The organism is Prevotella sp. HJM029, assembly GCF_000599605.1.
Lineage (GTDB): Bacteria > Bacteroidota > Bacteroidia > Bacteroidales > Bacteroidaceae > Prevotella.
This window is the reverse complement of record NZ_AZHT01000044.1, coordinates 1-13,044: the sequence shown is the minus strand read 5'-3', so window position 1 is coordinate 13,044 and position 13,044 is coordinate 1. Positions and strand designations below refer to the sequence as shown.

Here is a 13,044-nt window from a genome sequence, read left to right as displayed (position 1 = left end):
CAAGGGCGCATTCGTCGTTCATCCCCCGCGCACAATGCGTGTATTTTTGGTATGGAAACGCCGCTGCGCGGACGTTCGGGCGGGCACGCAGGCACCGCCCCTACGGTTTCGTTGGGGTGTTGCACGCGGATGTTGCCCCTACCATTTCAAATATAATTTTCTATGTTTTACCGTACTCACTGAGGATAAAAAAAATATCGAAGCATACGTGTATCAGCTTGCGTGATTGTTATATTATTGCACATAGAAATAATTGGTATGATTAATCGACATTTCCCACAACGGCATCGCATGCGCTGGCAAAATTATGATTATACATTGGGCGGCGCCTATTTCATCACTATTTGTACACACCGTCATCATCACTGTTTCGGGGAAATTGTGGATGGAGAGATGATACGGAATGCCGCGGGAGAAATGTTAGCTTATTGGTATGCTGAATTAGAACATAAGTTTAACAATATAGAATGTGGTGTGTCGGTTGTGATGCCCAATCATTTTCATTGCTTGCTGTTGAAAATGGATAATGGAGCATCTGTGGCAGATATAGTGAGATGGTTTAAAACGATGACAACCAATGCATATATAAAACAAGTGAAGCAGCACAATTCAGAGCCTTTCGATGAGCGGTTGTGGCAGCGTAGCTATTGGGATCGTGTTGTCCGTAATGTACAGGAGTATGAAATGATACAAAATTATATTTTTGATAATCCTCGACGGTGGCATGAAGACAAATTTTATATGAGGTGAATAGTAGTTTTGTATATGAAAACATTCGTATGGAAACGCCGCTGCGCGAACGTTCGGGCGGGCACACAGGCACCGCCCCTACGGTTTCGTTTGGGTGGATTACGCGCAAACGGTTGATGTCGTTTGGGTGGATGATGCGTGTGTGTAGGCGCTCGTTGGTGTGGCGTTTTCCATGGGCTGAATCGGTCGCAATTCGTTTCTTTTGCTTATCTTTGCGAGGTCCTAAACGGTGATGAAATGAAGAAACAACGGATGAGTGTAGTGGTAGGCATGGCTTTGGCGGGCATCGGGCCGCTCTATGCACAACAGCAGGCGCGCCGACCCAATATTATTTTGTTCATGGTGGACGACATGGGGTGGCAAGACACGTCGGTGCCTTTTGCGGAGGTGGTGACGGATTACAACCGCATGTACGACACGCCCAACATGGAACGTTTGGCCCAGTCGGGCATGTTGTTTACCGATGCCTATGCGGCTCCGGTGAGTTCGCCGTCGCGGTGCAGCCTGATGACGGGCATGAATATGGCGCGGCACAGGGTGACGAACTGGACTTTGCAGCGCGACAAGCCGACGGATGGGCAGGAGGAGGGCGTGGTTTTGCCCGATTGGAATTGCAATGGCATCGCGCAGTGCGGTGGGGTGGAGCGCACGACGCAGGCCCTTTCGTTTGTGCAACTGCTGAGGCATGCGGGCTACCACACCATTCATTGCGGCAAGGCGCATTGGGGAGCGATAGACACGCCGGGCGAAAATCCGTGCCATTTTGGTTTCGAAGTCAACATCACGGGCAGTGCGGCGGGTGGTTTGGCGACCTATCTGAGTGAACGAAACTATGGTCATTCGCGCGACGGACGGCCTTTGGCACTCAACGCCATCCCCGGTTTGGAGCGCTATTGGGGCACGGGAACGTTTGCCACCGAGGCGCTGACGCAGGAGGCTTTGCGGGCGTTGGACAAGGCGAAGCGCTATGGGCAGCCGTTTTATTTGTATCTGTCGCACTATGCTTTGCACATTCCCATCGACAAGGATATGCGTTTTTATCCGCAATATGTGCGCAAAGGGCTGTCTGACAAGGCGGCGGCTTATGCGGCGTTGATTGCGGGGATGGACAAGAGTTTGGGCGATGTGATGCGCTGGTTGGAAGCGAATGGTGAGGCCGAGCGCACCATTCTCATCTTCATGAGCGACAATGGTGGGCTGGCGGCGTCGCAAGCGTGGCGCGAAGGCCCGCCCGACACGCAGAATGCGCCGCTCAAAAGTGGCAAAGGGTCGTTGTATGAGGGTGGCATTCGGGTGCCGTTCATCGTGCGGTGGCCGCGCAAAGTGGCTGCAAATACACGCAACAAAACGCCCATCATCATCGAGGATCTTTATCCCACGCTGCTCGAAATGGCGGGCATTCGGCAGGCCAAGGTGCCGCAAACGCTCGACGGACAATCGCTCGTTCCGTTGCTGTGTGCGCCGCAAAAGCCAACGAGAGTACGCCCGTTGGTGTGGAATTTTCCGAACATCTGGGATGGCAAAGGGGCTGGTATTAACTTGAATTGCGCCATTCGGCTGGGCGACTGGAAACTCATTTACAATTATAAGACTGGGCAAAAGGAACTTTATCGTCTGCCCGACGACGTGGGCGAAGAGCACGATTTGGCTGCCCAGCAACCTCAAAAAGTGCGCGAATTGGCTGCGCTCTTGGGCAAACGATTGCGCGACATGCAGGCGCAACGCCCGTGTTCAGCGGTCACAGGACAGCCTTTCCCGTGGCCTGATGAATGAACGTTGGTTGTCATCAACAGCGTAAAAAAAATCCTTCTCATCCCCGTTGTTATCGGCGTTGGTGAGAAGGATTTCTTGTTTGTGGTAACTTCTGGTGACGTTATCTCAAAGTTGGCTCGCCCACAATCACCAGTTCGATGCCCAATTCTTCAATGCGCTGCCTATCCATGGGCTTGATGTGCGCGTCGGTGATGATGACATCCACGTCTTCCATGTTGCTGATTTTGGCAAATCCGCGTCGGCCAAACTTCGATGCATCGGCTAGAACGATGGTTTTTTGTGCAGCCTTCATCATCTGTTGGTTGAGATGTGCCTCGCGCATGTCGGTCGTAGTGAAGCCGAAATCGAGGTCGATACCATCAACGCCCATGAACAATTTGCTAAACGAACAGCCGTTGAGAATGCTTTCACTATATTCGCCCACAACCGATTCGCTGCTGTGACGCAGCATGCCTCCCAACTGAATGATGTCGATATTGTCCTCCTGCGAGAGGGCGATGGAGGCCTGTAGCGATGCCGAAACCACCGTGAGCTTATGCGTGGGGTTGATGCAATGGGCAAAGGCGTGGATGGTTGTTCCCGATGCAAGGATAATCGAATCGTTGGGTTCGATAAACTTTGCCGCTTCCATTCCGATGTTATATTTCTCCTCAGGATAGAGCTTTTCTTTCTCGTTCACGGTGCGATTGCCTGTAAAAGGGTTGATGGCAATGGCTTTCCCATGGCTGCGATAGAGCTTCCCTGCCTTTTCTAATTCCGTTAAATCTTTACGAATGGTGACCGAAGAAACTGCTAATCTGTCTGATAAGTCCGACACTAAGATAGCATCTGTCTTGATTAGTTGCTCCAAAATGGCGTTATGTCTTTCCTCTTTTGTCATGTTGTGCGAAAATAATTTGTTTTTTGTTCTTTACAAAAATAATGAATTTCTGAAAGGCATAGTTTCAAAACGAAAAGATTAACAGATTATTAACAATGTAGCTCGTCGTAGCTCTTTTCGTAACAAGAGTGAAATATGAAACGGATTATTTTCTTAAAAAACACTAACAAAAAAGATAGCGTAACTAAATATCTTTTATCTTTGCTTCGAAAGAACATAAAAGTGTTTCGTTTTGCAAGTTTGAATGCTTCAAATATAGCTGCAATGCAAAATAGAGATACGAAAAAATAAAAGCTATCGAATGGAAAAGCGTAAAGAACAAACTTATGATGTCATTGTGATTGGTGGCGGAATTACAGGCGCAGGCACAGCAAGAGATTGTGCGATGCGTGGGTTAAAAGTGCTGCTGGTCGAAAAGTTTGACTTCACCAATGGTGCAACTGGTCGCAATCATGGTCTGCTCCATAGTGGTGCCCGCTATGCTGTTACCGATAAAGAGTCGGCAAGAGAGTGCATTGTTGAGAACATGATTCTGCGAAAAATCGCCCGACATTGTGTGGATGAGACAGACGGTTTATTCATTACGCTGCCCGAAGATGACCTCAATTATCAGGCCACGTTTGTAGCCGCTTGCCGAGAAGCCGGCATTCGTGCCGACATCATCTCGCCCGAAGAGGCACGCCGTATCGAGCCATCGGTGAACCCTTCACTCACGGGTGCCGTGCGTGTTCCCGATGCTTCCATCGACCCTTTCCGCCTTACTGTGGCCAATGTGCTTGATGCCCGTCGTCATGGTGCCGATGCTTTGACTTATCATGAAGTGATGGGTTTCGTGGTGGAAAATGGTGAAATGAAGGGCGTTCGGTTGCGTAACAACCTCACAGGTGAAGTGTTTGAGCAACGTGCTCAGCTCGTTATCAACGCCGCCGGCATCTGGGGTCATCAGCTTTCTGTCATGGCTGGTGTGGGCGTTAACATGTTCCCGGCGAAAGGTACGTTGCTTATCTTTGGCCATCGGGTCAACCAAATGGTGATCAATCGTTGCCGAAAGCCCGCCAATGCCGATATTCTTGTGCCCGATGATACCGTTTGTGTCATTGGAACCACCAGTGATCGCGTGCCTTTTGAAACGGTTGACGATCTGCAAGTGACGCCCGAAGAAGTGGACATCTTGATTAAGGAGGGCGAGAAGTTGGCACCCGCTTTGGCATCAACGCGCATTCTTCGCGCTTACACGGGTGTGCGTCCTTTGGTGGCAGCCGACAACGATCCGTCGGGAAGAAGCATCAGTCGTGGCATCGTTTTGCTCGATCATGAGACGCGCGATGGCCTCAAAGGGTTCATCACCATCACGGGAGGCAAGATGATGACCTACCGCATGATGGCCGAGTTGGCTACCGATTTGGCCTGCAAAAAGTTGGGCATCGACAAGAAATGCGAAACGGCTACCACACCTTTGCCTGGTTTTGAAACCTCGGTGCTCACTGAAAAGACCAGCAAGACGAGCTATGAATATAGTCAACGGGTGATGGAAGGAAGGCATGGCACGATGACTTCGCACATTCGTCAGCAAGCTATTGAAGATAAAGCCTTGGTTTGTGAGTGCGAGAATGTGACCGTCGGCGAAGTGAAATTCGCTGTGGAACAGTTGCATGTACACCATATTATTAATTTACGTCGTCGCACACGGCTTGGCATGGGCACTTGCCAAGGCGAACTATGTGCCTGCCGTGGTGCCAATGTGTTGTGCGAAGTGGCCGACACTCCCGCACAGAAAGGCATGCAGGATTTAACGGCTTTCATGGCCGAACGTTGGAAAGGCATGCGCCCTGTGGCGTGGGGTGACACACTGAACGAGGCACAACTCACGGGCATGATTTATGAGAGTCTTTGCGGATTTAATCAGGTGGCAGACGAAAAGAAGGAGGTTGCAAAATGAAATTTGATACAATTATCATCGGTGGAGGGCTGTCAGGGCTCACTTGTGGCATCGCTTTAGCCCAGCAAAAGCAACGCGTTGCCATCATCAATGCAGGGCAAAGCACGTTGCATTTCAATTCGGGTTCGCTCGAGTTGTTGGGCTATGACGAAAATGGAAACTTGGTAGATGCGCCCTTAAAAGCTATCCCTTTACTCAGTAATATGCACCCTTTTCACAAGCTAAATGCAATAGATTGCTTGGTAAAAGAGGCTAAATCGCTGCTCGATGCGGCAGGCCTTGTGATGAAAGGCAGTGCAGAAGCCAACCACTATCGGCTTTCACCCATCGGCGTCAACAAACCCGCTTGGCTCACAATGGACGGACTCGTGCAAAGCACAACGCCCGAAACGTTGCCTTGGAAGCGTGTAACCATTGCCAACATCGCCGGTTTCTTGGATATGCCTGTAGCCTTTTTGAGTGCCAACTTGCAGCGCATGGGCGTGGCGGTTGATGTGCAAACTTTCACAACGAAAGCGTTAGAAGAGGCACGAAAGAGTCCTTCTGAGATGCGGGCAACAAACATTGCGAAGGTATTGGCCGATGAAACGGGGTTAGAAGAGGTGGCACAGGCGCTCAATGCCCTCTCCGTTCAAGGTGAGGTGTTGCTGCTTCCGTCGGTGTTAGGCTTAGCCGATGACGCTGTCAGAACGCACCTTCAGCAGCATGTTCGGCATGCATTGCACTATGTTTCCACCATGCCGCCTTCGGTTCCAGGTGTACATATCCAAACTAAGTTGCGTCAATATTTCCAGCAGTTAGGCGGTTTGTATGTGTTGAGCGATACGGTTTGTGCAGGTGTTTTCGAGGACAATCGTCTCGTAGCCGTACAGACCGAGAAGATGGTCGAGGAGAAACTCTATGCCGATCATTTCGTTTTGGCTTCGGGTTCATTCCAAAGTCGTGGTTTAAAGAGCAATTACAACGAAGTCTATGAGCCCATTTTCCATGCCGATGTTGATGCCGTACAGGATCGTTCGGCCTGGACTGCGGCCTATGTCTATGACGAACAGCCTTATATGAAGTTTGGTGTGCACACCGATTCTCAATTTTTAGTGAGCCGTGAGGGACGTGTTCAAACCAATTTATATGCGGCAGGCTCTATTCTTAGCGGTCATAATGCGTTCAAATTGGCCGATGGTACGGGTGTCTCTATGCTCACCGCATTGCAAGTTGCCCACAATATTCTAAAGAAATAAAAGCGATGGTAGAAGCTACACAAATAGAAAGCAAAAGCAAATTGAATTTTGAGCAGTGTCTGAAATGCTCCATCTGTACAGTTTATTGCCCAGTGTCGGCCGTGGAACCTCAATATCCTGGGCCCAAACAAGCGGGTCCCGATCAAGAGCGTTACCGCTTAAAAGGTGCAGAATATTTTAATGAAGCCCTGAAATTATGCTTGAATTGCAAGCGTTGTGAGGTGGCTTGTCCCGAGCATGTGCTGGTAGGAGACCTCATTCAAGCGGCGCGAATTGATTACAGTACGCACACGCCCAGCCTGCGTGATCGCATGTTAGCCAACACCGATTTCGTGGGTACGCTGGCACATACTTTTGCACCTTTAACCAATTTTGCTTTGGGATTGAAGCCCATGAAAGCAGTGTTGCACAGCGTGATGGGCATTGACAAACATCGCACGTTCCCCTCTTATGCTTTCCAAACCTTTGAACAATGGTATAAGAAGCATGCTCACGAGCAAGAACAGTATCATCGGTTTGTAACCTTTTTCCATGGGTGTTATGCCAATTACAACTATCCTCAGTTGAGTAAGGATTTGGTGAAGCTGATGAATGCCTGCGGTTATGGGGTGCGTTTGTTGTCGAAAGAGAAATGTTGTGGTGTGGCGTTGATTGCCAATGGACTATCGGGGCAGGCTAAAAAGCAGGGCGAAGTGAATATAAACGCGATGCGCGAAGCTGTGAAACGCGAGGAACCTGTGCTCACCGTGAGCTCTACTTGCACGCTCACCATGCGCGATGAATACCAACATTTGTTGCACATCGACAATGCCGACGTGCGCGATCATTTGATGTTGGCCTTGCGTTGGCTCTGCCAAAAGGTAGATGCTGGAGAGATTAAACTTGTCTTTCGCAAGGATTTCAAACAAAAAATTGCCTACCACACTGCCTGTCACATGGAACGAATGGGCTGGGTTCCTTATTCTGTTCGTTTGCTGCAGATGATTCCGGGCCTCGACTTTATGATGTTAGAGAGTCAGTGTTGCGGCATCGCGGGCACCTATGGCTTTAAAAAAGAGAACTATGAACGCTCGCAAAAGATTGGCTCGAGTCTCTTTAAGCAAATAGAATCCGTCAATCCTGACTATGTGGCTACGGAGTGTGAGACGTGCAAATGGCAGATAGAAATGTCGACTTCGCACTTGGTTAAAAATCCCATTAGCATCTTAGCTGACGCGATTGATGTGGAAGAAACGAAAAAATGCAATGCACAATAGTGTGCATGGGGGCATCGCATAAAGGAATATCAGGCTTTATGTAGCAGAAAACTTGCTCAACCTTGAGGTAAAGCAAGGACTTAGGTGTAAAGCGTGGGGTGAGCAGTTGGTGCTCACCCCATTCATATGTGGCAGCACATGGTGCGTGGTGAACAGGACTTGGATAAGTGATAAGGTCGCCTTCAAAAGGGAAATCCTACATGCTCATGCCATGGAAATGCCTATAAGTGGGTATTGTACATGTCTTTTTATTTCTATAATTTTGTGCGATAGTTGTATAAATATAGAAAAAAGGAAGAATCTTATGCAACGGAGCGGACGAAGACTTCTTAGCAAAGGCTTGTTAAGCCCGCAGCATATCGCTACATCTTAGAAGTGAGAACCCTTGAAAGATGCTTGCTTGAGGTGGAAAATGAAAAGAAAATTCTTTGGTGTGTGCTGCTGGCATCATAGGAATGATGCAACAAGTAATGAAATACAAGATATGGCTTTTACTTACGTTTTGTAGGCTTATAGCATAGCGTGTGAAGGTGTTTTTTGGTCAATAGAGGGTGTAAGATTATATATTTTTCGGCATAAGATGTTAAAACTAATAATAAACGTTAAGAATAAAAGAAGCATAATGAAATAAAACCTATCTTTGTTTCGAATTGAACGCGAACTGATTTTGAAATGTAAGTATTAGGTAATGATAACCTGTTTTTGATGGGTTGAATTTAGCTTTCGCTTGAAGCCTTTTACTTTTCACAGCATAATCGCTTCCCAAGGTATGTGCAAGGTATGTGTATGGTACGTGGTTTTAGCGTGAGGACATGATAAGTTGGTTTTCTTTTAACAATCGCATACGAATAAACAATTTATAATATGTGGAGACTTTTGACACCGCCAGCCTATAAAACAGAACAGACTGGACCTGAAGCCGACGCGAAATACAAGCGTTTGCGTTGGCAAGTTTTCTTGGGTATCTTTATTGGATATGCAGGATTTTACATCGTTCGTAAGAACTTTTCGATGGCCATCCCGATGTTGGCCGACTTTGGTTTTGAGAAAGGTGAATTGGGCGTAGTGCTCTCTATGAACGCTATTGCCTATGGCTTTTCTAAGTTTATCATGGCCAGCATATCCGATCGGAGCAATGCACGTGCATTCCTTCCGTTGGGATTGACGATGGCTGCCATTTCAATGTTGTTTATGATTGTGCCGATTCAATGGATTGGTGCGGAGCATAAGTCATTGGCTATTGTGCTGATGGCAGCGCTAAACTTCCTTGTAGGATGGTTTAATGGCATGGGATGGCCTCCGTGTGGGCGTGTGATGACCCACTGGTTCTCGATTAAAGAGCGTGGCACTTGGATGTCGTTTTGGAACTGTGCGCACAATGTTGGTGGTGCCCTTGTGGGGCCAATGGCCGTATATGGTGCGTTGTGGTTTGGCTCATGGTTCTATGGAGCCGATGAAAAGCGTTACTTTTTGATTGGTACTTATGCCTTCCCTGCAGCCGTAGCGGTGCTCATTGCCATCGTAGCTTATCTCATGATTCGCGATACACCGCAATCGTGTGGGCTGTCATCTATCGAAAAATGGAGTGGCGTTGCCTCGAAAAATTATAATGAAAAGGCCGAAGAAGTGCTGTCAACCAAAGAGATATTCAAGGTGGTATTGGGCAACAAATTCTTATGGTATATCGCCTTTGCCAACGCCTTTGTCTATATGGTTCGCTATGGATGTTTGGACTGGGCACCCACAATATTAACCGATAAAGGCGTTGACATTAAGAGCGCAGGATGGGCTTATTTTGCCTATGAAATGGCGGCTATTCCCGGCACAATCATTTGCGGTTGGTTGTCAGATCGCTTCTTCCATGGTCGCAGAGCCTTGCCAACGATTATCTTTATGGCCTTAGTGGCTATCGCTATCGTGGTGTATTGGCAGAACCTTGACAACGTAAATATCGTTGTAGGCTGTTTGATTGCCATTGGTTTCTTTATCTATGGCCCGGTGATGTTGATTGGTGTGCAGGCTTTAGACTTAGCACCTAAGAACGCAGCAGGCACCGCTGCCGGCCTAACGGGCTTCATGGGCTATGTGCTTGGTACCGCTTTGTTGGCGAATATTGTGATTGGTTATGTGGCCGACACTGCCGGATGGGACTGGACTTTCATTCTTTTGATTGTAGCCTGTGGCCTATCTGTACTCTTTATGGGGCTCACCTATCGCGAGGAACAATATTTGGTTGAGAAGCAAAACAGCGCAGAAAAGAAATAAAACAACGTATTTAAGAAACAGTCTTCGTGGCTTGTAAAAGTATATTCTATCAATTATTTATATATCAACTAAAACCAGTAATGATGAAACAGTTCATTTCTTCATGTGCCCTGATGATGGCACTTACTCCCGCTTTGGCGCATGCCAATGACGTTGTGGGTACTGAACCTACCGAAGTAAAAACAACTGAAGCCACTGCAACACAGCAGGCCGAGAGTCCATCGACGATGGAACAGATTTTAGCAAGGTTACCCAAAATCTCGGGCTATTTGCAAACCGGTTGGAACTATACCGACCAGGGAAAAGGCTCTTCTTCGTTTCAAGCCAAGCGTTTACGTTTGTTGATGGATGGAAAAGTCATTGACAATGTGACGTTCCGTTTGCAGATTGAAGCTTTTAATGGCATTGCAGGTTCGCGCAATGGCAACGGACAAAAGAACATCCAGGTGATGGATGCCTTTGCAACCGCCAAGATTTCTGACGCCGTAAAGATTCGTGCCGGACAGTATTATCTGCCTTTAGGCTTTGAAAACTACGATTGTTCTCCCTCTTCTCTTGAAACCATCGACTTCTCTAACATCTGTTATCGCATGGTATGCCGCAACCCCATCTCCTATAATCTTGTGGACTATGGCCGCGACTTGGGTGTGATGGTATTTGGTGAATTGTTCCCCAATGCAGAGAAGGGTTTCCACTATTTGCACTACGATTTGTCGTTGTCCAACGGAAACATGCCGATGAAAGACGACAACAACAAGTCGAAAGATGTGATTGGTGCCCTCACTTTCCATCCCACAAAGCTCATCAGCATCAAAGGAACTTATAACTATGGTGAATATGCTGCAGAGAATCTTCCTGGTGGAGCGAGTGCTGCTCCTGCAGGAACCAAATATAAAAGCATGAATCGTTTCATGCTCGGGGCATGGTATAACGATCCCATGGGCTTAGATTTGCGTGCCGAATATGGTCACATGCAGGCAGGAAGTGCCGTGAAAGAAGATGGCGCTTATGTCTTGGCTGCCTATCATGTGGGCGATTGGTTGCCCGTAGTGCGCTACGACATGTATCGCGATAATGTCAACAAGACCACCCTCAACAACTACGATCGTGTGTTACTCGGCGTATCTTATTGCATCTTTAAGAACCTCAAGCTGCAGGCCAACTATGGCTATTCCATCTATACCACTGCAGCAAAGGTAGCATCCAACAATGGTCACCGTGGCTCAAGTCAGGTGCAGTTGATGGCCATGTATAAATTTTAAACGTTCATATTTACTCATTAAAACAATATCAACATGAAAAAGTTTTCTGTAATCCTTGCGGCCGTTTGTTTCGCTTTGGCCGCACAAGCACAACATCTCGGTTCACAATACCGTTTAAAGAAAGTTATTCCTGTGGCTGGACGTCAAGGCATAGCCATTGATAAGGATTATTATTATGTGTCGGACACCCGCGCGTTGTATAAATATGACAAGCAGGGCAACCTCATCATGAAGAATGATAACCCATTTAAAGACCCCACAAAAGCCAACCACTTTGGCGACATCGACATCTTCAATGGTGAAATCTACACCGGCAATGAGAAGTTTGAATTTGGACAAGGTCACAACATCTCAATTGATGTTTACGATGCAAAAACATTGAAATGGAAGCGCACTATTCCATGGGTTGCTGAGTCAGGACAGGTAGAATGCTCGGGTTTGGCCATCGACCGTGAGAAGAATTTGGTGTGGATGAGCGACTGGGTTGACAGCCGTTATGTGTATTGTTACAGCCTCGAAACAGGCAAATACTACACCAAGATGCAGTGTCGTCCATGCCCTTATTGGTGCCAAGGCATTTTCATTGCCGATGGAAAGATGCTCTTTGCAGCCGATGATGGCGAGTCAACCTTTGGCATTGCCGACAACATCTATGTAGCCGACGTGTCGAATGTGCCTTACACAGGCCTCAAAGATGGCACGCAAGTGACCGTAGAAAACTTCAAAGCCGTGAAGAAACCTGGCAAGGTGGCTGCTGGAGCCATGGCTGGTCGTTTGGAATTGTTCCGCGAAATGGGCGACTTCCGCCGTGCAGGTGAGATTGAAGGTCTTTCTATCGACCCCACCAACGACGATCTTGTGGTGCTCAACAACCGCGGCAACCAGATCTTGTTGGGCATGCCCATTGGTCCTTTTGTAGAAGAAGGCTACACGGGTGAGGTGCACGAACTCTATGTTTATGAGAAAATAAAGTAAACCCATCCACGGCAGGCGCAGAGCAATTCCCTTGTTATCACACTTTGTCGCCTGCCTCTTTTCATATCTCTCACCGCTGTTGATAGCGGTATACCAAATTAAAAATGGGCGCGTTGCAGCATTTGCTGCGCCGCCCTTTTTTGTGAAAGCACCCCTTTCGTGAAGGCGAAAGGGATGCTTTTATGATGCAAAGCCTATTCTAAACATTTGAAAAATGCTGTAATAGCCTGTGCTATATCACTCTTTTTGATGCATTTTACTTCTAATTTTCATCACGATGTAATTTTTATGGCATTATTCATCACGAATAAAATAAAAAAGTATTACCTTTGCCGCCGAATTGTTTTTTCATCGTAGTGTTCACGACTGTGTGTATGATAATGATAGTAAAGAATCAACATATTGTATTTTTTAGCACAATTAATTTGGTTAATCCAAATAATTGTGTAAACACACACACACACACACACATTCTATCTATCAACCACTCAACACCACTATTTTATACACGCGCAGCGCGCTTAATATCTGGTTGCAAGTTGCAAAAGCAAAGACTTTCACTGAGGACTCTTTAAGATGTCTTGGTGAGGGATTGGTGTTTGTGTACTTTTCAAAAGCGAATATAAACAGGAATAAATATAAAAACAAACAGTAATGAAACGAATGGAATTTAGGAAGCGGGCATACACGGCTCCCGCATGCACTG

At 47.3% G+C, this 13,044-nt stretch carries 11 protein-coding genes; 10 read left to right on the top strand and 1 reads right to left on the bottom strand.

What is annotated here, in order from left to right; all coding sequences use genetic code 11:
* The first annotated feature begins 258 nt into the window (after window positions 1–258).
* The 3 genes from X919_RS0104230 to X919_RS0104225 are packed head-to-tail and all read left to right on the top strand — an operon-like array spanning window position 259 to window position 2,523.
* On the top strand, window positions 259–750 hold the full coding sequence (locus tag X919_RS0104230) for a transposase (protein ID WP_028899153.1): 492 nt from the start codon (window positions 259–261) through the stop codon (window positions 748–750).
* A gap of 29 nt (window positions 751–779) precedes the next feature.
* The gene (locus tag X919_RS15920; protein ID WP_081759405.1) at window positions 780–983 is read left to right on the top strand and encodes a hypothetical protein; all 204 of its coding nucleotides are present in this window, start codon (window positions 780–782) and stop codon (window positions 981–983) included.
* A 4-nt stretch (window positions 984–987) separates the two neighbouring features.
* On the top strand, window positions 988–2,523 hold the full coding sequence (locus tag X919_RS0104225) for a sulfatase (RefSeq protein WP_028899152.1): 1,536 nt from the start codon (window positions 988–990) through the stop codon (window positions 2,521–2,523).
* Between the two features lie 100 nt (window positions 2,524–2,623).
* Here X919_RS0104225 and X919_RS0104220 read toward each other — a convergent pair whose 3' ends face one another.
* Window positions 2,624–3,403, bottom strand: coding sequence for a DeoR/GlpR family DNA-binding transcription regulator (locus X919_RS0104220; protein WP_028899151.1), 780 nt, complete (start codon window positions 3,401–3,403; stop codon window positions 2,624–2,626).
* A 135-nt stretch (window positions 3,404–3,538) separates the two neighbouring features.
* Between X919_RS0104220 and X919_RS16465 the strand changes: the two genes are divergently transcribed.
* From X919_RS16465 to X919_RS0104185, 7 genes are all read left to right on the top strand, one after another.
* Window positions 3,539–3,694 carry a hypothetical protein gene (locus tag X919_RS16465; RefSeq protein ID WP_155949658.1) on the top strand — a complete coding sequence of 52 codons (156 nt, stop codon included), beginning with the start codon at window positions 3,539–3,541 and terminating at the stop codon, window positions 3,692–3,694.
* Between the two features lie 10 nt (window positions 3,695–3,704).
* Window positions 3,705–5,342: an anaerobic glycerol-3-phosphate dehydrogenase subunit A gene (gene glpA / locus X919_RS0104210; RefSeq protein ID WP_028899150.1), complete on the top strand. Its 1,638-nt coding sequence runs from the start codon at window positions 3,705–3,707 to the stop codon at window positions 5,340–5,342.
* Window positions 5,339–6,580, top strand: coding sequence for a glycerol-3-phosphate dehydrogenase subunit GlpB (gene glpB, locus X919_RS0104205; RefSeq protein ID WP_028899149.1), 1,242 nt, complete (start codon window positions 5,339–5,341; stop codon window positions 6,578–6,580). The genes glpA and glpB overlap by 4 nt, the downstream gene beginning before the upstream one ends.
* A gap of 5 nt (window positions 6,581–6,585) precedes the next feature.
* A complete protein-coding gene (gene glpC / locus X919_RS0104200) occupies window positions 6,586–7,836 on the top strand; it encodes an anaerobic glycerol-3-phosphate dehydrogenase subunit GlpC (RefSeq protein WP_028899148.1) in 1,251 nt (416 codons plus the stop codon).
* Between the two features lie 864 nt (window positions 7,837–8,700).
* Window positions 8,701–10,101 carry a phosphoglycerate transporter protein PgtP gene (pgtP, locus tag X919_RS0104195; RefSeq protein ID WP_028899147.1) on the top strand — a complete coding sequence of 467 codons (1,401 nt, stop codon included), beginning with the start codon at window positions 8,701–8,703 and terminating at the stop codon, window positions 10,099–10,101.
* An 80-nt stretch (window positions 10,102–10,181) separates the two neighbouring features.
* Window positions 10,182–11,363, top strand: coding sequence for a porin (locus X919_RS0104190; protein WP_036916957.1), 1,182 nt, complete (start codon window positions 10,182–10,184; stop codon window positions 11,361–11,363).
* A gap of 33 nt (window positions 11,364–11,396) precedes the next feature.
* Window positions 11,397–12,338, top strand: coding sequence for an NHL repeat-containing protein (locus X919_RS0104185; RefSeq protein WP_028899145.1), 942 nt, complete (start codon window positions 11,397–11,399; stop codon window positions 12,336–12,338).
* Window positions 12,339–13,044 lie beyond the last annotated feature (706 nt).